24 protein-coding genes are annotated in these 21,849 nt (G+C 72.1%); 10 read left to right on the top strand and 14 right to left on the bottom strand.

Features of this window, described 5'->3' with window-relative positions; translation table 11 throughout:
* Positions 1 to 92: 92 nt before the first annotated feature.
* A complete protein-coding gene (locus ACZ61C_RS11820; protein WP_465305599.1) occupies positions 93 to 1,538 on the bottom strand; it encodes a phenylacetate--CoA ligase family protein in 1,446 nt (481 codons plus the stop codon).
* A gap of 28 nt (positions 1,539 to 1,566) precedes the next feature.
* On the opposite strand from ACZ61C_RS11820, the gene ACZ61C_RS11815 reads away from it, so the two are divergent.
* The 3 genes from ACZ61C_RS11815 to ACZ61C_RS11805 all read left to right on the top strand — a co-directional run bounded on the left by ACZ61C_RS11815 (position 1,567) and on the right by ACZ61C_RS11805 (position 3,763).
* On the top strand, positions 1,567 to 2,049 hold the full coding sequence (locus tag ACZ61C_RS11815; protein WP_465305597.1) for a MarR family winged helix-turn-helix transcriptional regulator: 483 nt from the start codon (positions 1,567 to 1,569) through the stop codon (positions 2,047 to 2,049).
* 171 nt (positions 2,050 to 2,220) lie between these two features.
* The gene (locus ACZ61C_RS11810; protein ID WP_465305595.1) at positions 2,221 to 3,360 is read left to right on the top strand and encodes a hypothetical protein; all 1,140 of its coding nucleotides are present in this window, start codon (positions 2,221 to 2,223) and stop codon (positions 3,358 to 3,360) included.
* 97 nt (positions 3,361 to 3,457) lie between these two features.
* Positions 3,458 to 3,763, top strand: a complete 306-nt coding sequence (locus tag ACZ61C_RS11805) for a DUF1883 domain-containing protein (RefSeq protein WP_465305593.1) — start codon at positions 3,458 to 3,460, stop codon at positions 3,761 to 3,763.
* Here the strand turns inward: ACZ61C_RS11805 and ACZ61C_RS11800 are convergent.
* Positions 3,732 to 3,887, bottom strand: coding sequence for an amidohydrolase family protein (locus tag ACZ61C_RS11800; protein ID WP_465305591.1), 156 nt, complete (start codon positions 3,885 to 3,887; stop codon positions 3,732 to 3,734). The two genes, ACZ61C_RS11805 and ACZ61C_RS11800, sit on opposite strands and share 32 nt — an antisense overlap.
* Positions 3,888 to 4,028, bottom strand: coding sequence for a hypothetical protein (locus ACZ61C_RS11795; RefSeq protein ID WP_465305589.1), 141 nt, complete (start codon positions 4,026 to 4,028; stop codon positions 3,888 to 3,890).
* A gap of 393 nt (positions 4,029 to 4,421) precedes the next feature.
* Between ACZ61C_RS11795 and ACZ61C_RS11790 the strand changes: the two genes are divergently transcribed.
* The 5 genes from ACZ61C_RS11790 (at position 4,422) to ACZ61C_RS11770 (ending at position 10,160) form a co-directional block, all read left to right on the top strand.
* Positions 4,422 to 6,971 carry a glutaminase domain-containing protein gene (locus ACZ61C_RS11790; RefSeq protein WP_465305587.1) on the top strand — a complete coding sequence of 850 codons (2,550 nt, stop codon included), beginning with the start codon at positions 4,422 to 4,424 and terminating at the stop codon, positions 6,969 to 6,971.
* A 22-nt stretch (positions 6,972 to 6,993) separates the two neighbouring features.
* On the top strand, positions 6,994 to 8,133 hold the full coding sequence (locus tag ACZ61C_RS11785) for a type III PLP-dependent enzyme (protein ID WP_465305585.1): 1,140 nt from the start codon (positions 6,994 to 6,996) through the stop codon (positions 8,131 to 8,133).
* On the top strand, positions 8,126 to 8,485 hold the full coding sequence (gene speD / locus ACZ61C_RS11780; protein ID WP_465305583.1) for an adenosylmethionine decarboxylase: 360 nt from the start codon (positions 8,126 to 8,128) through the stop codon (positions 8,483 to 8,485). The genes ACZ61C_RS11785 and speD overlap by 8 nt, the downstream gene beginning before the upstream one ends.
* Entirely contained in the window at positions 8,485 to 9,351 is an 867-nt protein-coding gene (locus tag ACZ61C_RS11775) for a spermidine synthase (protein ID WP_465305581.1), read from the top strand. Before speD ends, ACZ61C_RS11775 begins: the two co-directional genes overlap by 1 nt.
* A gap of 182 nt (positions 9,352 to 9,533) precedes the next feature.
* Positions 9,534 to 10,160, top strand: coding sequence for a DUF4360 domain-containing protein (locus ACZ61C_RS11770; RefSeq protein ID WP_465305579.1), 627 nt, complete (start codon positions 9,534 to 9,536; stop codon positions 10,158 to 10,160).
* A gap of 67 nt (positions 10,161 to 10,227) precedes the next feature.
* Here the strand turns inward: ACZ61C_RS11770 and ACZ61C_RS11765 are convergent, their stop codons facing one another.
* The 3 genes from ACZ61C_RS11765 to ACZ61C_RS11755 all read right to left on the bottom strand — a co-directional run bounded on the left by ACZ61C_RS11765 (position 10,228) and on the right by ACZ61C_RS11755 (position 11,522).
* Positions 10,228 to 10,659, bottom strand: coding sequence for a hypothetical protein (locus ACZ61C_RS11765; RefSeq protein WP_465305577.1), 432 nt, complete (start codon positions 10,657 to 10,659; stop codon positions 10,228 to 10,230).
* Positions 10,660 to 10,819: 160 nt separating this feature from the next.
* Positions 10,820 to 10,945 (bottom strand): hypothetical protein, encoded by a 126-nt coding sequence (locus ACZ61C_RS11760; protein WP_465305576.1) that lies wholly within the window; start codon positions 10,943 to 10,945, stop codon positions 10,820 to 10,822.
* Positions 10,946 to 11,069: 124 nt separating this feature from the next.
* The gene (locus tag ACZ61C_RS11755; protein WP_465305574.1) at positions 11,070 to 11,522 is read right to left on the bottom strand and encodes a MarR family winged helix-turn-helix transcriptional regulator; all 453 of its coding nucleotides are present in this window, start codon (positions 11,520 to 11,522) and stop codon (positions 11,070 to 11,072) included.
* 74 nt (positions 11,523 to 11,596) lie between these two features.
* Here ACZ61C_RS11755 and ACZ61C_RS11750 point away from each other — a divergent pair, with 74 nt between their 5' ends.
* Positions 11,597 to 13,660 (top strand): MMPL family transporter, encoded by a 2,064-nt coding sequence (locus tag ACZ61C_RS11750; RefSeq protein ID WP_465305572.1) that lies wholly within the window; start codon positions 11,597 to 11,599, stop codon positions 13,658 to 13,660.
* 18 nt (positions 13,661 to 13,678) lie between these two features.
* On the opposite strand, the gene ACZ61C_RS11745 is transcribed toward ACZ61C_RS11750, so the two are convergent.
* From ACZ61C_RS11745 to ACZ61C_RS11710, 8 genes are all read right to left on the bottom strand, one after another.
* Positions 13,679 to 14,125: a hypothetical protein gene (locus ACZ61C_RS11745; protein WP_465305570.1), complete on the bottom strand. Its 447-nt coding sequence runs from the start codon at positions 14,123 to 14,125 to the stop codon at positions 13,679 to 13,681.
* A gap of 80 nt (positions 14,126 to 14,205) precedes the next feature.
* Positions 14,206 to 14,559: an STAS domain-containing protein gene (locus ACZ61C_RS11740; RefSeq protein ID WP_465305569.1), complete on the bottom strand. Its 354-nt coding sequence runs from the start codon at positions 14,557 to 14,559 to the stop codon at positions 14,206 to 14,208.
* Positions 14,556 to 15,626: a cobalamin B12-binding domain-containing protein gene (locus ACZ61C_RS11735; RefSeq protein ID WP_465305568.1), complete on the bottom strand. Its 1,071-nt coding sequence runs from the start codon at positions 15,624 to 15,626 to the stop codon at positions 14,556 to 14,558. Before ACZ61C_RS11735 ends, ACZ61C_RS11740 begins: the two co-directional genes overlap by 4 nt.
* Positions 15,623 to 17,242 (bottom strand): PP2C family protein-serine/threonine phosphatase, encoded by a 1,620-nt coding sequence (locus ACZ61C_RS11730; protein ID WP_465305566.1) that lies wholly within the window; start codon positions 17,240 to 17,242, stop codon positions 15,623 to 15,625. Before ACZ61C_RS11730 ends, ACZ61C_RS11735 begins: the two co-directional genes overlap by 4 nt.
* A complete protein-coding gene (locus ACZ61C_RS11725) occupies positions 17,235 to 17,627 on the bottom strand; it encodes an ATP-binding protein (RefSeq protein ID WP_465305564.1) in 393 nt (130 codons plus the stop codon). Before ACZ61C_RS11725 ends, ACZ61C_RS11730 begins: the two co-directional genes overlap by 8 nt.
* A gap of 92 nt (positions 17,628 to 17,719) precedes the next feature.
* Positions 17,720 to 18,106: an STAS domain-containing protein gene (locus ACZ61C_RS11720; RefSeq protein ID WP_465305562.1), complete on the bottom strand. Its 387-nt coding sequence runs from the start codon at positions 18,104 to 18,106 to the stop codon at positions 17,720 to 17,722.
* Between the two features lie 102 nt (positions 18,107 to 18,208).
* Complete coding sequence (locus ACZ61C_RS11715; protein ID WP_465305560.1) at positions 18,209 to 19,378, bottom strand: VanZ family protein; 1,170 nt, start codon at positions 19,376 to 19,378, stop codon at positions 18,209 to 18,211.
* 74 nt (positions 19,379 to 19,452) lie between these two features.
* A complete protein-coding gene (locus ACZ61C_RS11710) occupies positions 19,453 to 19,647 on the bottom strand; it encodes an antitoxin (protein ID WP_465305558.1) in 195 nt (64 codons plus the stop codon).
* Between the two features lie 282 nt (positions 19,648 to 19,929).
* On the opposite strand from ACZ61C_RS11710, the gene ACZ61C_RS11705 reads away from it, so the two are divergent.
* The gene (locus ACZ61C_RS11705; protein ID WP_465305556.1) at positions 19,930 to 21,642 is read left to right on the top strand and encodes an alkaline phosphatase family protein; all 1,713 of its coding nucleotides are present in this window, start codon (positions 19,930 to 19,932) and stop codon (positions 21,640 to 21,642) included.
* The last annotated feature ends 207 nt before the right edge of the window (positions 21,643 to 21,849 follow it).

Raw genomic sequence — 21,849 nt, 5'->3', positions numbered from 1 at the left:
CGATCACCGCCCACGCCTTCTCCGTCAACTCACCCCGACCAACCACGCCGCAATTCAACCGGACCGCAGCTAGATCACTTACAGGACACTCCCTAGGCCTGCCGCGTGTAGCGGTGCTTGACGCCGACCGGGAAGTACTCGGGATCCCCGGCGGGCCGCAGGACGACGTCGGGCAGCTGCCGCTCCGGCGGGACGTAGTGCGCGAACTCGCTGTTGAGCCGGCACAGCTGCGCGCGCACCGACTCCGCGATCCGCGCGGCGTCGGCGGTCGCGCCCGGCGCCGTCTCGACGGTGATGCGCAGCCGCCGGTCGCGGTCGGCGTCCTCGACCGCCTCGATGACGAACTTCCCGGTCACCACGTCGCTGATGCCGGGCTGCTCCAGGCCGACGGTGACGTTCTCCGGGTAGACGTTCGCGCCGAAGAAGGAGACGGTGAACAGCGACCGGCCGAACACGTACACGAACGGCAGCTCCGGCCCGGGCGGCGGCGTGAAGCCGTGGCGGGCGCAGTAGGCGAGCAGCTCGTCGTGCGGCAGGACCCCGCCGTCGTCGGCGATGTGGTAGCGGATCAGCGGGATGCCGCCGTCGCCGGTGAAGACGAGCGTGCCCTCGTGCACCTCGAAGAAGCGGCTGGCCGGGTCGTACTGCACGAGCGTCGGGAGCCGCGCGTCGCCGAAGACCTCGCGGGCGAGGTCGGGGTGGTCGGCGAAGAACCGGCGGATGCCCGCCGACACCGGCGTTTCGGTGCCGAGCACCCCGGCGTCGGCCGTGCCGTAGAGCGAGGCGATGTCGCGGACCGGGTCGGCGATCCCGGCCCGCTGCGCGACGAGGTCCCGCCACTGCTCGCTGAAGACCTCACCGGCGAGCACGAGCTTGACCGCGTACGCGGGCCAGTCGAGGCCTTCGGCGAGCCCGGTGTCGACGACGTCCTTCACGAACGGCGGATAGCCCAGCAGCACGACCTGTTCGAAGTGCGGCGCGAGTTCGGGCAGCACCCGCAGGATCTCGGCCTTGTTGTTGCCCGGCGCCACCACGGTGATCGGGCAGCCCTTGGCCGCGAGGTGACGCACGCACGCCGTGGTGAAGAGGCCGCCGACCCAGGTGCCGAGCGGGAAGCAGACGACGGCGAGGGTGCCGCGCTCGCCGGCGCCGAAGGCGTCCACCAGCACCTGTTCGAACCGCCGGGCGACGTGCAGCTCGTCCTCGAGCGAGCGGGGCCAGATCGTCGGGTGCCCGCTCGAGCCGGAGGAGACGGCGATCATGTCGAGCCCGGCGAACGTGCCGTCGCGGCACAGTTCGGGCAGCGGGTACTTCCGGTGGTAGCCGGCCTTGTCGACCAGCGGCAGCGTGCGGAAGTCCGCCATCGTGACGACGTCCGCGGGCGTGATGCCGTGCTCCCGCAGGAACTTCCGGTACGCGGGCACGGTTTCGGCGGTGCGGTGGAAGAGGTCGAGGACGTGGCTTTCCGGCGGGGGCGCGGGCGGGGCGAAGAAGGTGTCGAACGCCTGCCGCACGCGGGTCTGCCGAGCGTGGTCCATGATCGCAGCATAACGGCCGCCGCGTGTCATGATGGGCGGCGTGAGCACCACCGCGGAGCCGCAGCCCGCCGGCGCGCCGTTGACGCTCTACCTGGTCAAACGGCTCGAGCTGGTGGTCAGGGCGCTGCTCGACGACGCGCTGCGGCCGCTCGGCCTGACCACGTTGCAGTACACGGCGCTGACGGTCCTCGAAGCCAGCGGCGCGCTGTCGTCGGCGCAGCTGGCGCGCCGGTCGTTCCTGCGGCCGCAGACCATGCACGAAATGGTGCTGGCGCTGGAAAAGCGCGGGCTGATCGCGCGCACCCCCAAGCCGGGCAACAAGCGGGTGCTGCTGGCGGGCCTCACCGAAGCCGGTCGCGGCTTGCTCGCCGACTGCGCGCCGGCGGTCGCGGAGGTCGAGGACGCGTTGCTCGCCGACCTGAGCCCAGGCCAGCGCGCGACGTTCCGCGAAGGCCTTCAGCACGGCATCACGGCGTTGGGCGCGCTGATGCACCACGCTCAGGAACCCTGATCAACCTGGTCGTGGCGACTGGGGTACCGGGCTCCGCCGACTGGAGTCTTTACTCAGGCTTGCTGATAGTCCGGACGAGTGGAAGACGCTGTGGAGCCGTAGCGCGGGGTGTGACCGGGGGCGTTGGAGGGTAAGTCCCAGGTCTGCTCTCGCCTCTGGAGGTTCCCCGACGTGACCCGGGCAAGCGACGCGACCACCACCGCGCGTCGGCTGCTGATGCTGGCCGGGGCAGTGGCGGGGTTGTGGTTGCTCTCGTGGCTGGTGTCAGGTCACGCGGAAGCGGCGACGGGGGCTTCGCCGCCGGCCGGTGTTGCGGTGGTGACGGCTGCGGGTGATGTGGAGAAACCGGTGGTCGAGACCGCTGCCTCGGCGGTTGGGCGGGTTGTGAAGTCCGGTGCGCCTGTCGTTGAGCCGGTGAAGGCCGCGTCTGACGTGGTGAAGCCGGTGGTCGAGACTGCCGCCTCGGCGGTCGAGCCGGTGGCGCGCGTGGCCACCGCGCCTGTGGCGGAGCCGGTTGCGCGGGTCGTGAAGACTGCTGGGCCGGTGGTTGGGCCGGTGGCGCGAGTGGTCGAGAGTGCGGGGCCTGTGGTTGAGCCGGTGGCGCGCGTGGTCAAGGCCGCCGCTCCGGCGGTCGAGCCGGTGGCGCACCTCGTCGAGCCCATCTCCTCTCCCGTGGTCAGGGCCGTCGCACCCGTGGCGCGCACCGTCGGATCTGTGCTGCAGCCGATCACCGACATCGCGCAGCCCGTCGTCAAGCCGGTCACCGACCTCGTCGCGCCGGTGACCGAGGCGACCGCCCCGATCGTCAAGCCCGTCACGGATCTCGTCGCTCCGGTGACCGGAGTCGTGGCTCCCGCCGGCAACGATGGTGCCCACCCCGGCACATCCGCCCCGCCCGCCGGGAGCCCCGCTCCCGATCAACCGCTCGCACCCACCCGCGCGGCGAACCCCCAGCACGCACCCCAAGCGGCAGCGCCGGATTCACCCGAGTCCGCGGAACCCGCCCGCCAGACCGCAGCCACCAAAGCCCGCACGACCGGACCCAACGCGGCCGAAGCCGAAGCTGGAACCCGAGCCCAGCCGCTCCAGAAACCGCAGCCGCTCCAGAAAAAGAAGAACCACCCTCCCCAGAACCCGCCGGTCCCGCGAAGCCCGACTCCCGCCGATGCCACCGTCGGCGGCGGCTCCCCGATCCCGCCCGCCCTCCTGACCGCCGACTTCATTCCCCGCTCCGGCAGGGGCCTCGCGCAGTCGCATGGTGACTTCCATCCGCTCTGGCGAGCGTGCGAACCGGGCACCGGCCCCGGTTAGGTCCCGTCCCGAACCTCCACTCCGTCGTGTGCTCGCGGCGTGCTCCGCGCTGCCCGCGACCCACCTCAGAACCCACGCGTGGAAGCAGGGACGAAAGATGGAAGCGAACGTGTTCGACCTCGGGAAGGTGCGAAGAGACGCGGTGGTCACCGTCCGCCTGGACGCGATGGCCAACGTCAGGCTGCTGACGGCGGTCAACTACCAGGCATACCGGCGCCGGCAGTACTACCGGATGCACGGCGGGGTGGCCACCACACCGATGTTCAAGATCCACATTCCGGCCAACGCGCACTGGTTCCTGGTGCTCGACCTCGAGGGGCTGGAGAACCTGCCCCTGCGCCCGAGGGTGACCGTCGAGCCGGAACCGGGCGTCATGGCCCGTGGACGCACCGGCCCCCGATGAAGCTCAGTTCGGCCTTCGCGGCCCCGATCTCGTTTTCGGGGCTGTCGAAGGGATCGCGGTCGAGCACCACGAGATCGGCGCGCAGGCCCGGCCGGATCGAGCCGGTGTCGTCGAAGTGGTTCACCTACGCCGAACCCGCCGGGTAGGCCGTGATCGCCGCGTCGAGGCCGATCCGCTGCGTCGGGAAGAACAGGGGCACGTCTTCCCCGTACGGCGTGCGGGTGACCGCGACGTGGATGCCCTGCAGCGGGTCGGGGCTGCTCACCGCCAGTCGTTCCCGGCGGTCAGGGTGGCCCCGGACCGCGGCAGGGCGCCGAACGGGACCAGCCGCCGCCGGTCAGCCACTCGAGCCGCGGGTGGGAAGCGGCGTACGCGGCGACGGCGGCGAGTTCGATCCCGGCGCCCACGGCGGGCCGATCAGGGGTTTCGGGTCGCCGCCGACGGCGGTGATCCGCCCGCCGGTGAAGACGAGGTCGGCGTGCCGGGGTGCTCGGCAAGACGAGCGGAGCGACCCCACCGATGGCTCGAAAAGGCCACCGGACCTGCGGACCCGGTGGTCCGGTGGCCCTTCCCGGACCGACCATCGGCGGATTTACAACGTTGTACCAACGATGTAAAAGTTGGGCTGCGCTGTTCGCCGCCGTGGAAGGGGACACCGATGTCCGTCCGAGAACGCGATCACCTGACCCGCCGTGACCTGCTCCGGCTCGCCGGAGGCACGGCCGCCGCCGTCGCCGCGGCGCTCTGGCTGCCCGGCGGCGCGGCCGCCGCCGGCACCTTCGGCCCGATCCGGCCGCCCGCGACGCCGCTGATCGTCCGCTCGCCGTACCTGTCCACCTGGCAGCCCGCCGACAACCTCCCCGGCACCTGGTCGAGCTTCTGGACCGGGCACGTCACCGCCCTCTGCGGTCTCGCCCGCATCGACGGCGCCGCCTACGTCTTCGCCGGGCAGCCCGCCCTGCCGAGCGGACCCGCGCTCACGCCGATGACGCAGGTCAGCCTGCAGGTCACCGGCACCCGCTCGACCTACGTCCTGACCGGCGGCGGGGTGAACCTGACCGTCACGTTCTTCTCGCCGGTCGACCCGGCGAACCTGCAGCGCCAGAGCGTCCCGTTCGGCTACGTGACGCTCCAGGCCGCCAGCGCCGACGGCCGCGCCCACGCCGTCGACCTGCACTTCGACACCTCCGCGGAGTGGGTGCACGGGAACACCTCGACGCCGGTCACCTGGACGCAGCAGCAGTCCAACGGCTACACGCTCTTGAGCTGCACCCCGGCGAGCCCGGGTGTGCTGCAGGAGAACGGCGACCAGGCGAGCTGGGGCTCGCTGGTGCTGGCCGCGCCGGCGTCCGGAGTCAGCTGGCAGATCGGACAGGACACCGTGGTGCGCGCCGCGTCGGCCGGCCAAGGAGCCTTGAACAACACCAGCGACACCGCCCAGCCCCGCGCGATCAGCGACCGCTGGCCGGTGCTCGCCTTCACCAAGAACCTCGGCACGATCGCGGCCGGTGGCACGTCGGCGGCGTTCACACTGGCGATCGGACACGTCCGGACGCCCGCCGTGCGCTACCTCGGCGCCGAGCTGCGGCCCTGGTGGACGCACTACTGGGGCAGCTGGCAGGACATGGCGGTCTGGTTCGCCGACGACTACGCGAGCGCGCTGAGTGCGGCGACCGCGATCGACCAGCGGCTGCACGACGACGCCGTCGCCGCGGCCGGCGGCGGGACCACCGGCGAGCACTACGCGGGGATCTGCGCGCTGGCGCTGCGCCAGGCGTTCGGCGGCACCGAGCTGGTCGACCGCGGCGGCGCGCCGTGGGGCTTCCTGAAGGAGATCTCCTCCAGCGGCAACATGTCCACCGTGGACGTCATCTACCCGGCGTTCCCGGGCTACCTTTACCTTTCCCCGGCGTACCTGCGGCTGATTCTCGAACCGGTGCTCGACTACGCCGAGCAGGGCGGGTGGCCGATGCAGTTCTCCGAGCACGACGTCGGCGCGCACTACCCGGACGCGGCCGGGCACAACGACGGCAACGAGGAGAGCATGCCGGTCGAGGAGTCGGCCAACATGCTGATCATGGCCGCGGCGCTGGTGCAGCGGCTGCCGTCGGCCGACGCCGCCGCCTTCGCGAACACGCACTACCGGATCCTGCGGCAGTGGGCCGAGTACCTCGTCGGCAACACCCTCGACCCGGGCTTCCAGAACCAGACCGACGACTTCACCGGGTTCATCGCCCACAGCGCCAACCTCGCGCTCAAGGGCATCATCGGCGTCGGCGCGATGGGGATCATCGCCGCCGCGACCGGCAACACCGCCGACGCCCAGCGGTACCGGTCGGTCTCCCGCGGTTACGTCAGCCAGTGGGTGACGCTGGCGCAGGACCCGTCGAACCAGCACCTCAAGCTGGCCTACGACCAGCCCGGCACCTGGAGCCTGAAGTACAACGGCTTCGCCGACCGCGTGCTCGGCCTCGACCTGGTCCCTCTCGGCGTCGCGACGCAGGAGGCGGCCTGGTACCAGGGCCGCGCGAGCGCCCACGGGGTGCTGCTCGACCCGCGCAACAACTACACGAAGGCCGACTGGGAGCTGTGGACCGCCGCGTGGCTCACCGACCAGCCGAACATCCGGACCACGCTGGTCGAGGGCGTCTACAGCTACGCGAACACCACGCCGCAGCGCGTCCCGTTCAGCGACTGGTACGTCGTGGCCGACGCCACCCAGCGCGGTTTCCAGGCCCGCCCGGTGGCGGGCGGTTACCTGGCGCTGCTGACCCGCCCGGCGGCGTCGACGACCGCGTGGCGGAAGCTGCAGAACCAGCGCTCCGGCAAGGTGCTGGCGGTGTCGAACATGTCACTGGCCGACACGGCCGAGGTGACGCAGTGGAGCGACAACGGCACGGCCGACCACCTCTGGGCGGTTGTGGACAACGGGGACGGCACCGTCCGGATCGTCAACCGCAACAGCGGCAAGGTGCTGGCGGTCCACGACCAGAGCCTCGACAACGGCGCCCACGTCCAGCAGTTCCAGGACAACGGCACCCCCGACCACAACTGGCGGATCGTCGACGCGGGCGGGGACTGGTCGAAGATCGTCAACGTCCGCAGCGGCAAGGTGATGGCCGTCAACCAGCAGTCCACGGCCGACGGCGCGCAGGTGACCCAGTGGGACGACAACGGGTCACCGGACCACCTGTGGCGGTTCGTCTGACGCCGTTTGCGAGACTGGCGCCGTGTGCGCCGAACCCCTTCGCCGGTTCCTCGAGGACCGGGACCCGCCGACTCCGTGCCTCGTCGTCGACACCGACGCCGTCGCGGTGCGGGTGCGCGAGTTCCGTTCGGCGTTCCCGGGCGCGCTGGTGCGGTACGCCGTCAAGGCCAACCCGGCGCCACCGGTGCTCGACGCGCTGGTGGCCGCCGGGGTCGGCTTCGACGTCGCCGGGCCCGCCGAGCTGGCGCTGTGCCTCGAGCGTGGCGCCGACCCGGCGGACCTCGCCTACGGCAACCCGATCAAGAAGCCCCGTGACATCACCTTCGCCTTCGAACGCGGGGTCCGCGAGTTCACCTCCGACGCGCCCGACGACGTCGACCACCTGGCCCGGCACGCGCCCGGCTCGGCCGTCTCCATCCGGGTGGTGCTCGAGGCGCCGGACTCGGTGACGCCGTTCGGCCGGAAGTTCGGCTGTGAGCCCGCCGAGGCCCTGGACCTCGTGCTGCGCGCGGCCGCGCTGGGGTTGCGGCCGGGGATCGCCTTCCACGTCGGGTCGCAGCAGCCGGACGTCACCGCGTGGGAGATCGGGATCGCGACGGCGGCGAAGCTGTTCGCCGAGGCCGCGGCCCAAGGCGTCGTGCTGACGCGGCTCAACCTCGGGGGCGGCTTCGCGACCACCCACCGCACCGCCGTCCCGCCGCTGGCCGCGTACGCGACGACGATCGCCTCGGCGCTCGACACGCACTTCCCGGGCGGACGGCCGGAGCTGCTGCTCGAGCCGGGACGCGTGCTGGTCGCGGACGCGGGTCTGCTGCGGACCGAGGTCGTGCTGGTGGCACACCGGGGCGAGCGGCGCTGGGTGTACCTCGACATCGGCCGGTACAACGGGCTCGCCGAGGCCGAGAACGAGGCGATCGCCTACCGGTTCGAGCCGGTCGACGCCGGCGGCCCGAGCGGGCCCGTGGTGCTCGCCGGGCCGACCTGCGACGGCGACGACGTCCTCTACCAGCGGACGCCGTACGAGCTGCCGCTGGCCCTGCGGACCGGCGACCGGCTCGACCTGCCCGGCACCGGGGCCTACACCGCCAGCTACGCGTCGGTGGCGTTCAACGGCATCGAGCCGCTGCGCACGTACTGCGTCGGGCGGTGGGGTGATGCCTGAGATCGGCCGGTTCACCGGGCGGCACGTCCTGGCCGAGCTGCACGGCATCGACCCGGGCCTGCTCGACGACGCTCCCCGGCTGGGGGAGCTGCTCCGCGCGGCGGTGACGGAGGCGGGCGCGACGGTCGTCGACCTCGTGGCGAAGCGGTTCGCGCCACAGGGCGCCACGGTGATCGCGCTGCTGGCCGAGTCGCACGCGTCCGTGCACACCTACCCCGAGCACGGGTCGCTCTTCGCCGACGTGTTCACCTGCGGTGACCGCGCCGACCCCGAGCACGCGCTGCGGCTGCTGGCGAAGGCGCTCGACGCCGGCTCGGTCCACCTGTCCGTCGTCCACCGGGGAGAACGCTGATGCCCTCGATCCACGAGCCGGTCGGCGCCGGCCTCACCCGCGTCTGGGCGGTCGGCGACGTCGTGTTCGACGCGCGCACGCCGTACCAGGAGGTGCTGATCGGCAAGACCGCGCAGGGGGTTTCGCTCTTCTGCGACGGCGAGCGCCAGAGCACCGAGGCGAGCCAGCTGGTGTACCACGAGGCGCTGATGGTGCCCGCGCTGCTGCTGGCCGACCAGGTGCGGCGGGTGCTGGTGATCGGCTCGAGCGAGGGGGTCGCCAGTCAGCTCGCGGTCGACGCCGGCGCCACGCACGTCGACCACGTCGACATCGACGAGCAGGCCGTCCGGGCATGCGCCGACCACCTGCCCTACGGCTACACGGCCGGGGAGCTGGCGCTCGCGACGCGGGGCGAGGGCCCGGTCCTGATGTCCTATGAGGACGGTTGGGTGTTCCTGGCCGCGGCGCCCGCCGGCCACTACGACGTGGTCGTGATCGACCTGCCGGACGAGAACTCCGACCCCGAAGCGCAGCACAACCGCCTGTACGGCACGGACTTCCTCCACCAGTGCTTGCGGGTGCTGGCCGCGGGCGGGGTGGTGACCTGCCAGGCCGGCTGCCCGACGCTGTGGCGCAACGAGACGCTGCGCGCGTCGTGGCGGCGGTTCCGCGAGGTGTTCGGGACGGTGCTGTACTTCGGTTCCGACGAGCACGAGTGGGCGTTCCTGTCCGGGCGCGTGGACCACGTCGCCGAGCCGGGCGCGCTGGTGGCCCGGCGGTTCGCGGAGCGGGGGAGCGGCGCGGTGACGCTGGACGCCGAGGCGCTGCTGGCCGGCTCGACCCCGCCGCTTTCGCTCCGGCGCGATACTGGTCCAGACCAGTTTTGAGATGCCGATTTTCACAATATCTCATTGTTGAAAGATGAATAGGCGGGAAATGGATTTCCCGCACGCCGGGTCGCCGTGTTACTCCGTTCAGTGGCCGTCGAAAAGGTTGCGATCGCGCTACGATCCGTTCCGCGCGCGATCATCGTGATCAAAAGGCACCGTGGCCCATTTGGAGGAGCGTCATGCTCGGTATGTTGGTCGTAGCCGGAATGATTCTGTCCGCCGTCGCCGCACCCGTCGAATCCGTGGCGGATTCGGCTCCCGACCAAAGGATCACGCTCGACATCAAGACCATCAACGGGTCCGGCTGCCCGGCCGGCACGGCGACCGCCTCGGCCGACGTCGCGTCGGACAACACGGCGTTCACGGTGCACTACTCGAACTTCACCGCCAAGGCCGGCGGCGGCTCCTCCGCGCTCGACGCCCGGAAGAACTGCCAGATCAACGTGCTCGTCCATGTGCCCCAAGGATTCACGTACGCGATCGCATCGGCGGAGTACCGCGGCTTCGCGCACATCGAGAGCGGGGCGAGCGCGCTCGAGCAGGCCAACTACTACTTCGCCGGGACGTCGCCGACCGCCCGGGTGCGCCACACCTTCCCCGGGCCGTTCCACGGCGTGTGGCGCGCCACCGACGTCACCGACGTCGCCGAGCTCGTGTTCGCGCCCTGCGGCGAGGACCGCAACCTGAACATCAATGCGGAACTGCGGGCCGACGCGGGCACCTCCTCGGGGGCGAGTTACATCGAAATGGATTCCGAACACGCGAGCGTGGACACGATTTACCACTTCGCGTGGAAGACCTGCTGAATTCCGCGGAATCGGCCCGGATGGCCCGCTCATCGGAGGTGATTCCCGGTGAGCGGGCCCGGCCGGGTCAGATGTGGGTCACCAGAAGTGTCACTCCCGCCTCGCCGCCGCAGTCGACGAAGACCGGGCCGACGCCGTTCCCGATGTGCTGCGCCACGGTCGCCTTGGCGACGAAGTGGTCCGGACCGGCGTCGACGATCCGGATGTTCTCCAGTGCCGGGTGCTCCGGAAAGCCGCCGAGCACGGACTTGAGCCCGGTGCCGCCGCCGCAGCTGCCGGTGATGGTCACTTCCTGGCCGCGCTGCGTGGTCGGGTTCGGGCTCACCTGCACGGTGGCCCGGGCGCCCTTCGGCGGCTCCGGCTGGTTCGTGGTGGTCATGGTCCCCTCCGTGGTTCCCGGCGCCGCCGACGCGCCGCCGGCGATCCCGATGCTCACCGCCGTGACGAGCCCGGCCGCGGCGGCCAGTCCGGTCACCGTGCGGGTGGCCTTGGTGCGCATGGTGTTCTCCTCCCTCGATCCGGAGTCCGCCGGATCTGCTTCGTCAGTCGCCGCGGGGTGACCCCGGGGTTCTCGACGGGAAGGAATGAGACGTGGATCACATCAAGGTGGCCAGGCGACGCGGGAGGGGGAGCGTCGTCCGGCTGTCTACAAAGGACGGCTAGTCGAGAGCGCCGGAAGCCGGCAGCTCGGCCGGTTCGCCCTTCGTGACGGGCGTCAGCGTGCATCGTCGCTCGAACCGCTCCATCAGGACGGTGGCGATCAGGAGGGCCACTGGGGTGCTCACCGCGATCCACATGGAAGAAGACCTACCCAGGCTCGCGGGAAGTGAATCGCCCGGATGAGCTCGGCCGGGGACCTCAAGCGCACAGTGGCGCCTCGCGCGCACCCCGCGGCCTGGGCGGGGCCGCTCAGGTCACCGGTTGGTCTCGATCCTCCGCGGACAGCCGGGTGATCACGTCGAGCAGGCCGGCGCGGAAGGTGCTGTCCTCGCCGAGCCCGCCGAGCAGCGCGGGTTCGGCGCGCACCGCCCGGTCGTGGACGGTCCGGCCGCGCGGGGTGAGCCGGGTCAGGTGCCGGCGGGCGTCCACCGGGTCAGCCGTCCGGGTGACAAAACCCGCCTTGGCGAGCCGGTCGAGCGTGCGGCTCATCGTCTGGTCGGTGACCTGGCAGCGCTGGGCCAGCGTCCGCTGGGGGAGCGGGCCGTCGCGCAGGACGTGCAGCGCGATCAGCCCGGCGTGGGTGAGCCCCATTTCGGCGAGCACGGCCGCCCAGCGCTGCTCCACGAGCCGCGCGGCGACCGCGAGCAGCCGGCCGGTGGGCCAGGTGCTCAGGTCGGGTTCGGGGGTTGTGCTCACCGTCACTCCGGGTCGTCGTGCAGAATGTTCAGCCTGCTGAACAATTGGGCGTGTCCGCCCACGAAAGGACCTTAGCGACCATGAACGAGAAGCCGCGCCGCCTCCGCTGGCTGATCCCCGCGCTCCTGGTGATCGCCTGGCTCGGGCTGGGCGGCTTCGGCGGCCCCTTCGCCGGGAAGCTGAGCGAAGTCGCGAAGAACGACAACGCCGCCTTCCTGCCGCGCTCGGCCGAAGCCACCGAAGTCTCCGACGAGCAGAAGGCGTTCAGCTCCCGCCAGGTGCTGCCCGCGACCGTCGTCGCCGAGCGCCCGAGCGGCCTGACCGCCGACGACCGCCGGTTCCTCGAGGCCAAGGCGCGGGAGCTCGGCAGCGTGCCCGGGGTCGTGGGCCCGCTCGGGAGGCCAGAAAACGCGCCGCGCGACGACCAGGCCGTGCAGCTCGCGGTGCCGATCCTCGCCGACGGCAACCCCGCCGACGTCGTCAAGGAGGTCCGAGAGCGGCTCGCCGGCGCCCCGGCCGGGCTCACCGTGCTCGTCACCGGGCCGGCCGGGCAGATCGCCGACCTGGTCAAGGCGTTCGGCGGCATCGACGGCATCCTGCTGCTCGTCGCCGGCGGCGTGGTCGCGCTGATCCTCATCGTCGTCTACCGCAGCCCGCTGCTGCCGTTCCTGGTGCTCCTCTCGGCGGTGTTCGCGCTCGGGCTCGCGAGCCTCGTCGTCTACCTGCTGGCCAAGAACGACGTCCTCGCGCTCAACGGCCAGAGCCAGGGCATCCTCTCGATCCTCGTGTTCGGCGCGGCGACCGACTACGCGCTGCTGACCGTCGCGCGCTTCCGCGAGCAGCTGCGCGACACCCCGAGCCGGTTCGACGCGCTCAAGCTCGCCTGGCGCGCGACGCTCGAACCGATCGCCGCGTCGGCCGGCACCGTGATCCTCGGGGTGCTGTGCCTGCTGTTCAGCGACCTCAACTCGAACAAGGGCCTCGGCCCGGTCGCGGCCATCGGCATCGGCTCCGCGCTGCTCGCGTCGACCACGTTCCTGCCCGCCGTGCTGGCCCTGTGCGGGCGCGGCGCGTTCTGGCCGTTCAAGCCGGCGCTCGGCTCGCCGCACCCGGAGACGTCCGGGATCTGGGGCCGGGTGGCCCGGCTGGTCGGCCGCCGGCCGCGCGCGGTCTGGGTCGTGACGGCGCTCGTGCTCGGCATCGGCGTCGCGTTCCTGCCCCAGCTCAAGGCGTCCGGCACCGCGCAGTCGGACGTCTTCCTCACCCAGGTCGAGTCCGGGACGGGCCAGGAGATCCTCGGCCGGCACTTCCCGGGCGGGCTCGGCGCGCCCGCGATCACGATCGCCGACGCGGACGCGCTGCCCGCCGTGCTCGCCGCGGCGAAGCCGGCCGGCGTGGCGCAGTCGCTGCCGTTGCCGGGACCCGACGGGAAGCCGAAGGTGGTCGGCGGCCGCGTGCAGATCCTGTCCGTGCTCGACGATCCGGCGGACTCGGAAGCGGCGGTCGCGACGGTCGGGAAGCTGCGGGACGCCGTGCACGCGGTGCCCGGCGCGAACGCGAAGGTCGGCGGCCCGACGGCGATCCAGCTGGACACGCAGCAGACGTCGGTGCACGACCGCGAGCTGATCATCCCGATCGTGCTGCTGGTGATCTTCGCGGTGCTCGCCCTGCTCCTGCGGTCGTTGCTGGCGCCGCTGCTGCTCATCGCGACGGTGGTGCTGTCGTTCGCCGCGACGATGGGTGTCTCGGCGCTGGTGTTCAACCACGTCCTCGGCTTCCCGGGCGCGGACCCGGTCGTGCCGCTGTTCGGGTTCGTGTTCCTCGTGGCGCTGGGGATCGACTACAACATCTTCCTGATGACGCGGGTGCGCGAAGAGGCACTGACGAGGGGAACACGCGACGGCACGCTGCGCGGGCTGTCCCTGACCGGCGGGGTGATCACGTCGGCCGGTGTGGTGCTGGCGGCGACGTTCTCCGCGCTCGCGGTGATCCCGATCCTGTTCCTCGCCCAGATCGCGTTCATCGTGGCGTTCGGCGTCCTGCTGGACACGTTCCTGGTGCGGTCGCTGCTGGTGCCCGCGCTGACCGTGGACGTCGGCCGGCGGATCTGGTGGCCTTCGGCGCTGGCCCGGAAGGACGCCTAGAGGCGCACGAGCTCCGGGTCAGGTCCGCTTGCGGCTCGCGATCTCGTCGGAGAGCTGCTGCACCCGGGAGGGGTCCGCGTCCCGGGCAAGGGCGACGTAGTGGTCCATGACGGCCGGCCGGTAGCGCACCGGCAACGTCTGGCCCGGGGCGAGCCGGGTGAGCTCGGTGAGCGTGAGGTCTTCGTCCGCGACACCACGGAACGAGGTGCCCTCGGCGGTCTCGACGTCGAAGATCAGGACCACGCGTGGATTGCTGTTGACCTCCCGCCAGTCGACGAGAACGCCGAGCGCAAGCACCCCGGCACGCAGTTCCGCAGTGCGCTTCCGCGCATCGCTGCTCAGGAGCGGGTTCGGGGCGACGCCCGGGAAACCCGGCCCGACGCCGAGCGATTCCGGGCTCAGGTCGGGCCTGAGCTGCGCCATCAGGCCGTTCAGATCGTTGAGCTTCTTCTTCCGGCCGAACACCTCTGCCCCTCCTGCACGCCGGTGCCGGAAACTCGGCGTGGCGCGTCACCCTCGCCGCGACTATACGTCGCAGGCACGCCCTAGGAGTCGACGCGGGCCCGGACGGCCGGGGACTCGCCGGTCAGGTACGCCGCCGTTCCGGTCAGCACGAACAGCCGGTCGAGCGCCGGCTGCCGGTTGTCCAGGTGCAGGCGGGCCCCGGCCGTGCTGACGACGCGGTGGACGCGGATCAGGACCGACAGCCCGGACGAGTCGCAGAAGGTGATCCCGGCGCAGTCGAGGTGCACGTCGCGCACGTTCGGGTGCCCGGCCAGACGATCCGTGACCAGCTTCAGCAGCAGCCCCGCCGTGGTGAACTCCAGCTCACCGGCCACCACGACGTGCGCCTCGGTGTCGTCCGGGGCGTCCCAGGTGCAGTTCAACGTACTGGTCATGCGGACAGCCCCGATCCGACGGCCGCGTCCGCCAGGTGCGTGTGCGCGTCGCGGAGGAAGCCGGTGGCCCGGGGGAAGTCGCGCAGCTCGGTCTCCAGCAGATCGAGGGCGGGCACCAGCGAGGCGGCCGGGACGCCGCGCGCGGTGAGGATGCCGGCGGTCCAGGTCAGGAAGCCGATGAACAGCTCGGCGTCGCCAACGTACAACGCCGTCGCCAGGAACTCGACGATGTGCGCGACGTCCTCGGCCGTGTGCTGGCGCTGCTGGTCGGTGTAGGCCCGCATGGCCGGGATCCGCTCCTCCAGCCCGGCCAGCACCGCCTTCACGAGGCGGCCGGAGCCGCGCGTGACCAGCGTGTACTCCTGGTCGGCCAGGTGCGGCAGGTCGTCGAGCGGCTGGTGCGCGCCGTGCGGGCGGGGGAGCGGCTCGGTCAGCCGGTCGGCGGCCGTCCTCGCGTCCGGGGCCCAGGCTTCGGCGCCGAGCAGCCGCGCGTACCGGCCGTCGGGCCCGAAGGCGGCGCCGCCCGCGATGACCGGGGTGGCCGCGGCCTGGCACGCGGTGATCGTGGCGTGCGCGGTCGGCAGCCGGGTGGCGATCGAGCTGGACAGCGCGACCGCGTCCGGCCCGGTGCGGTGCAGGTGCGCCACCAGGTGCGGGGCGGGCACCTGGGCGCCGAGGTAGTCGACGTGGAACCCGCGCAGCCGCAGCACCTCGGCGAGCAGCCGGGCGGGCATCGCGTGCCACTCACCGTCGACACACGCGACCGTGACGCGGCCGAGGTGCGGCTCGGGCCGCCGCAGCACCAACCCGAACGTCGCGATGACGCGGTCGTTGATCGCGGTCGCCGCGTGCTCCTGCGCGACGGTGAGCCGGTTGGCCGCCCACTCCTGCCCGACGCGCCGCTGCACTGCGCCGATCACGTCGAGGAGCACGCTCTCCGGGTCCGTCCCGTCGTCGAGCGCCTGGACGACGACGTCCCCGGCGGCGTACTCGTCCCCGACGGTGACGGCGTCCCAAAGCCGTTCGGCCTGCTCGGCCACGCCGGCCGGGCGGGTCGCGGTGCTCATGCGGTGTACCTCCCGCGACCGTGGCCGCCGACCGCGGCCAGGTGCTGCCCGCGCGGCGCGGTGATCGCCAGAACGGCCATGTCGTCGTGGGCGCCGCGCCCGATCCACTGCGACGCGACCATCTGCACCCGCTCGACCACGGCGTCGGCGGGCATGTTCGCGCACTCGGCGACGATCTCCTGGAGCCGCTCCTCGCCGAACATGGCGTCCCCCAGCGGGCCGCCCTTCGCCTCGATGATCCCGTCGGTGTAGAGCAGGCAGGTCTCCCCGGGCTCGAGCGTGATGTCCGCGCTCACCGACTCGATCTCCGGCAGCACGCCGATCAGGCTGCCCCGGCTTTCGGCCTCCTCGACCCGGCCGTCGGCCCGCACGACCAGCGGCGGCGGGTGTCCCGCGCAGGTGACGCGCAGCCGGACGGTCGCGCCCTCGCGGCGGGCCGAGGCCAGCACCAGCGTCACGTACCGGGCGTCCTGGTTGTCTCCGAGCGTGCGGTTCAGCAGGTCGAGCAGCCGGTGGTGGTCACCCGCCATCGGCAGCAGCGCCCGCAGCGTGGTGCGGATCTTCCCGGTGAGCACGGCGGCGTCGAGACCCTTGCCGCAGACGTCGCCGAGCACGGCCAGCGCCTCTTCGCCGTCGGCGGAGTGCACGTCGTAGAAGTCGCCGCCGATCCGTTCGCCGTCGCGGGCCGGGCGGTACCGGCCGGCGAACTCGACCCCGCCGAGCTGTTCGAGGGTCGGCGGGAGCAGTTCGCGCATCAGCGTGTCGGTGATCGACGCCTGCTGCGCGAACACCCGCGCCGCCGACATCGCCGCGCCGGCCCTCGCCGCGAACAGGCGCGCGAAGAGCTCTTCCTGGTCGGTGAACGACGCCCGGTCGCCGCGGCGCAGCAGCACCAGGGCGCCCGCCGGGACGCCGTGGCCGGGCAGCGGCGTGACGACGATCGAACCGACCGGCCCGAAGGCCCCGGGCAGCACCCAGCCGGGCGCGGCGTCCGGGTCGAGCCAGCGCGAAGGCACCGGCGGGAAGCCCTGCAGGGCCTCGCCGAGCCCGGGCAGCTCTTCCGGGTCGATCTCCAGCCGGGACCGCGCCGGCTCACCGCCACGCACGCAGGTGACGGCGGGGAAGCTCCCGCCGGTGGTCGGGGCGAGCACGAGGGCGGCGTCGGCGAGGTGCTCCGCGGCCAGCCGGGCGGCGACCTCCATGCAGCGTTCGAGGTTGAGCGAGCCCAGCAGGGCCGCGGACGCGTCGCTGAGGAACGCCGTCCGCCGCTGCTCCTGGGCCAGCGACTCCCGGGCCGCCAGGACGTCGGTCTCCTCGATCAGCCACCACGTCGTCGCGTCGCCGTGCGGGATCGGATGAGCCGCGAAGGCCCGTTCGCCGACTTCGCCGCGGACGACCTCGTCGGCCGACGCCTCGTGTGCGTCGGCCAGCCAGTCCGCGACCGTGCCGGACAGCGGGGAGCCGGGCCGGGCGCCGGGGAAGAGCTCACGCGCGGTTTCGTTGAGGATCCGGACCACGCCGGCGCCGTCGGCGACGACCGCGGCCGTGGGCGCGGCTTCCCAGCCCCGGTCGACGACCACGGGAGCGGCGGGCGCCGTGCGCACGCGTTCAGCCATGGACCGGCCCGGGCTCGGTGGGCAGCTCGGCCCACAGCGTCTTGCCGGTGGGCCGGCGCAGCTGGCCCCACGCCGCCGCGCAGCGCTCGACCAGCAGGAGACCGCGTCCGCCGTGGTCGGACGGCGCCCGGCGGCGCGCGGGCTCACCGGCGCCGTCGTCGACCTCGATCCGCAGCTTCGCGGCGCCGGGGAGCAGCCGGACGTGGTAGGGCCCGCGGCCGTGGCGCAGCGCGTTGGACGTCAGCTCGTCGACCACCATGACGGCGGTGCCGACCACGTGGGCCGGCAGGTCGCACAGGACGGCGCGGACCCAGGACCGGACCTTGGCCAGTTCGGTGAGGTCGGCGGAGATGCCGAGCTCGTGCCGGACAGCTCGCAGTTTCACGTCCGCCTCCTTCGCCGTGCCGGGCCCCGGGGGAAAGGCCTCCCCTTCTTCATGCCCGGAACCGGCCCCGCTGACACGGGTTTCGGAAGTCGTCATGATTCGGCGCTCCAGGAAGCGAGCACCGCGTCGAGCGTGGGGTGCACCGGCATGACGTCGCCGAGGCCGAGCAGGTCGATGGGCCGGACCACGGCCGGCACGGTCGTCACCACGGCGAACCGGCCGCCGGCCGTGCGCAGCCCGCGGGACAGCCGCAGCAGCGCCTGCAGGCAGCTGGAGTCGCAGAACTCCACCTCGGTCATGTCGGCGACGACCCGGCCGGCGCCGGGTTCCGGCGGGAACACTTCCGCGAGCTTCGGCGAGACGGCGAAGTCGAATTCGCCCCGCAGGATGTACACGCTCAGGTCCGGGGCCTCGTGGATGTCCAGCGACCAGCCGTCACCGGAGAACCGCTGCCGGGGCCGCGTGGCGTCGGTGGTCATGGAAAGCTCCTGGATGAGGGATCAGGGACGCGGGCTGGCGGCTCAACCTGCTCCGGTGCGCAATCTACCAGCGCGGCCCGGCCGAGGCAGCGCGGTGGTCCCTCACCGTCCTTTAAGGACCTCGGCCGGAACGGGCTCGGAAGCGGGTTTCGGCGGCTCGGCGGCCGGGGGCACGATGGCGACGTCGACCGTACGGGTCAGCCGTTCGTAGGGTGCCCGGTGCTCGCTGTCGAGCAGCACCGCCAGCGGTGTCCAGACGCCGACCACGAACACCGACACGGCCAGCGCGATCGGCAGGAGCAGCTGCTCAGGGTGCTCACCGAGGTCCCAGTGGTCCAGGTCGAGCACCAGCCAGCCGAGCCACAGCGGGGAGAGCAGGATGCCGTTGCGGACCAGCAGCGCGATCGGCCCGGCCCGGCGGCGGCCGCGGCGCACCACCCGCAGCAGCATCGCGCGCTTGCCGGGGGTCGATCCGGTGACCGCCGGCAGCACCACGAACCAGACGAGGGCGAGGATGGCGACCGGCGTGTCGCGGTGCGTCAGGTCCTCACCGAACAGTGTGAGCAGGCCGAACAGGAACCCGAGCAGCGCCGCGAACCCCAGCAGGTCGGTGGCCAGCGCGAACAGCCGCCGGGTGAAGGTGACCTTCTCGGCGTAGCGACGACGCTCGTGCTCCGGCGCCGGCGGCGGCAGCAGCCGGCCGAGCGGACCGGCGAGCAGCCAGCCCACGACGACACCGGCGGTGTTGAGGATGAGGTCGTCCACGCTGAACAGCCGGTACGGGCACGGGTAGACGAACCACAGGCCGGTCAGCTGGGTCAGCTCGAAGAACAGCGACACGCCGAAACCGACCAAAGTGGCCGGCACCAGCCGCATCCGCTGCGCGTAGCGGACGAAGAACCCGAGCGGCGCGAGCATGATGACGTTCAGCGCCGTGGTCCAGACCGCCGGGTTGTGCAGCAGCGCGCCGGGGCTCCAGTGGCCGCGGGCCCGCTGCGACACCACTTCGACGAAGTAGAAAGGCCGCAACTGCGGAGAGCTCGCGTAGGTGTGCCCCGCGCAGTACGTCGAATCGGCGGGCAGCGGCAGCACCGTCTGCGTCGCGATCGCCAGCAGGTAGAAGAGGAACGCGTAGAAGACGACCGTCGTCCACCCGCCGGCCCGGCCGCGGCGGCGGTAGCTGACGAACGCCGCCGGCAGCATCACGGCCAGCACGAGGAACGGGAAGAGGATGAGGGCGGTCCGGACGGGGACGAGGTAGGTGGCGACCACGGAGCCGGTGGTACCCAGCCGGAGGGGGAGCGAAGCGTGCTTCCCCCGGACGGCTGGGCCTCACCGGCGGAAGGTCACTGCGGGGGCGCGTCCTGCTGGCCGCCGCCCTGTTTGTGCAGGAAGTCCTTCACCTTGTCCGAGCCCTGGTCGATCTTGTCGGCGTGGTCGCCGAAGCGCTGCTTGGCGGCCTCGGCGGCCTTGTCGACACCCTGGTCGGCCTGGTCCGGGTGCTGGCCGAGGGCTTCCTTCGCCTTGTCGAACAGATTCATCGGTAAGCCTCCGTCAGTAAAACCGATCTTCGGACACCCCGAGGAGAACACCGGCGCAACGGGCTCGCAACCGAACGGCCGTACGCACTCACCTGTCGTGGGTATTCCCGCCCCTTTCCCGGGTGAAAGCCCGGCTCCGGGGTTTGAACGGCGCCAACCCGGGTAGAGTGCGGCCGCTCGTGTCTTGAACCGCGCGCCGGGCCGGCTCGTATATCCGGTGAGGACCGCCGGACCCGCCGCAGGGGAGGCGGTCACCGCCGTGAACCACGACGTGAGGCCCGCATGCTCGGAAACACCGGTCAGCCGCTGCCGCGGCTCGCCCGCCGCCGCTCCCCGGACCCGGGGACCGCCCTGCCCGACTTCGGGCTGCCCTGGCCCGGCCGGCGCCGGCACGCCTTCGCCGGCCTGGTCCTGACGGTGCTGGCCACCCTGCTCGTGCTGTTCGGGCTGCTCGCCCCGGACGACCTCACCACCTTCTCCGCCGAGGCACTCGTGCGCGTGCCGGTGGAAGGGCTCATCGTCGCCGCGTTCGTGCTGGTCCTGCCGCCGCGGGCGCGGAACGTCGTCGCCGTGGCCGTCGGGCTCGTGCTGGGGCTGCTGACCCTGATGAAGGCCCTCGACACCGGCTTCTACGCGACGCTCGAGAAGCCGTTCGACCCGGTCTACGACTGGAGCTTCTTCCAGGCCGGCGTCGAGTTCCTCGCCGGGCAGATCGGCGAGGTGGGCACGATCGCCGCGCTCGTCGGCGCCGGCCTGCTCGCGGTCGCGGTCATGGTCTTCATGGTCCTCGCGATGCTGCGCCTGACCCGGATCGCCGCCGGCCGCCGAACCGGGGCGACGCGCGTGGTGGCCGTGCTCGGCGTGATCTGGATCGTCAGCTCGGTGTTCGGCGTCGAGATCGCACCGGGGCAGCCGCTCGCCGCCCAGAGCGCCGCCGCGCTGGCCTACGGCGACCTGCGCCAGGTGGGCGCGGACCTGCGGGACCAGCGGCCCTTCGGCGAGATCGCCGCGGAGGACGCGTTCCGCACCACCCCCGGCGACCGGCTGCTGACCGGGCTGCGCGGCAAGAACGTCGTGCTCACCTTCGTGGAGAGCTACGGCCGGATCGCCCTCGACGACCCGGGGTTCGCCCCGAAGATCGGCGCGACGCTCGACGCGGGCACCGCGCAGCTGCGGGCCGCGGGCATCGGCGCGAAGAGCGCGTTCCTGTCGTCGGCGACGTTCGGCGGCGGGAGCTGGCTGGCGCACTCGAGCGTGCAGTCGGGGATGTGGATCGACAACCAGCAGCGGTACAACGACCTGCTCGGCAGCGACCGGCTGACCCTCGGCGGCGCGTTCCAGCGCGCGGGCTGGCGGACCGTCTGGGACGTGCCCGCGCACACGAAGGACTGGCCCGAGGGGCAGAAGTTCTACCACCCCGACGCCTACTACGACGCCCGCAGCATCGGCTACCACGGGCCGGGCTACGCCTACGCCACGATGCCCGACCAGTTCACGATGTCGATGCTGCAGCGCAACGAGCTCGCGAAGGCCGGGAAGCAGCCGGTGATGGCGGAGGTCGACCTCGTCTCCAGCCACGCGCCGTGGTCGCCGCGGCCCTGGCTCGTCGACTGGAACCAGGTCGGCGACGGCTCGGTCTTCGCCCCGCAGCCGGCGGCGAGCGAGGCGCCGGAGTCGGTCTGGAAGGACCCCGCGAAGATCCGTGACGCCTACCGCGACGCCACCGACTACTCGTTGAAGACGCTGATCTCGTTCGTGCAGAACTACGGCGACGACAACCTGGTGCTCGTGTTCCTCGGCGACCACCAGCCGCCGGTGGTGACCCCGCAGGGCGCGGTGCACGACGTGCCGATCACGATCGTCGCGAAGGACCCGAAGGTGCTGGACCGGATCTCCGGCTGGGGCTGGACCGACGGCCTGCACCCGGCCGCGCAGGCGCCGGTGTGGAAGATGGACTCCTTCCGCGACCGCTTCCTCACCGCCTTCGCCCACTGACCGTCCACTTCGGACATCTCGGTCGGTCGTGACCCGCCCGGCACGCCTTCGCAGGGCTGTCGGGCGGGGGTCTCCGTTACCGGGGTTTGCGTGAGCCTCCGGGGAACCGCTTCACTCTTCGCCATCCGTCCAGGGGCGCGGGCTAGCCCGGATGGAGCAGCGTGGTGACTTTCCGCTGCATGGTTGTTCACTGGCCCGATGAATTGC

Source organism: Amycolatopsis sp. NPDC104587 (assembly GCF_055583645.1).
This window is presented reverse-complemented; position numbering and strand designations above follow the sequence as displayed.

Bases quoted from the DNA above. Each gene is read 5' to 3' on its own strand.
- ACZ61C_RS11705 (WP_465305556.1), top strand. From the start codon at position 19,930: ATGCTCGGAAACACCGGTCAGCCGCTGCCGCGGCTCGCCCGCCGCCGC.
- ACZ61C_RS11770 (WP_465305579.1), top strand. From the start codon at position 9,534: ATGCTCGGTATGTTGGTCGTAGCCGGAATGATTCTGTCCGCCGTCGCC.
- ACZ61C_RS11740 (WP_465305569.1), bottom strand. From the start codon at position 14,559: ATGACCAGTACGTTGAACTGCACCTGGGACGCCCCGGACGACACCGAG.
- ACZ61C_RS11735 (WP_465305568.1), bottom strand. From the start codon at position 15,626: ATGAGCACCGCGACCCGCCCGGCCGGCGTGGCCGAGCAGGCCGAACGG.
- ACZ61C_RS11710 (WP_465305558.1), bottom strand. From the start codon at position 19,647: ATGAATCTGTTCGACAAGGCGAAGGAAGCCCTCGGCCAGCACCCGGAC.
- ACZ61C_RS11820 (WP_465305599.1), bottom strand. From the start codon at position 1,538: ATGGACCACGCTCGGCAGACCCGCGTGCGGCAGGCGTTCGACACCTTC.
- speD (WP_465305583.1), top strand. From the start codon at position 8,126: ATGCCTGAGATCGGCCGGTTCACCGGGCGGCACGTCCTGGCCGAGCTG.
- ACZ61C_RS11750 (WP_465305572.1), top strand. From the start codon at position 11,597: ATGAACGAGAAGCCGCGCCGCCTCCGCTGGCTGATCCCCGCGCTCCTG.
- ACZ61C_RS11775 (WP_465305581.1), top strand. From the start codon at position 8,485: ATGCCCTCGATCCACGAGCCGGTCGGCGCCGGCCTCACCCGCGTCTGG.
- ACZ61C_RS11815 (WP_465305597.1), top strand. From the start codon at position 1,567: ATGATGGGCGGCGTGAGCACCACCGCGGAGCCGCAGCCCGCCGGCGCG.
- ACZ61C_RS11730 (WP_465305566.1), bottom strand. From the start codon at position 17,242: ATGGCTGAACGCGTGCGCACGGCGCCCGCCGCTCCCGTGGTCGTCGAC.
- ACZ61C_RS11765 (WP_465305577.1), bottom strand. From the start codon at position 10,659: ATGCGCACCAAGGCCACCCGCACGGTGACCGGACTGGCCGCCGCGGCC.
- ACZ61C_RS11720 (WP_465305562.1), bottom strand. From the start codon at position 18,106: ATGACCACCGACGCCACGCGGCCCCGGCAGCGGTTCTCCGGTGACGGC.
- ACZ61C_RS11805 (WP_465305593.1), top strand. From the start codon at position 3,458: ATGGAAGCGAACGTGTTCGACCTCGGGAAGGTGCGAAGAGACGCGGTG.
- ACZ61C_RS11790 (WP_465305587.1), top strand. From the start codon at position 4,422: ATGTCCGTCCGAGAACGCGATCACCTGACCCGCCGTGACCTGCTCCGG.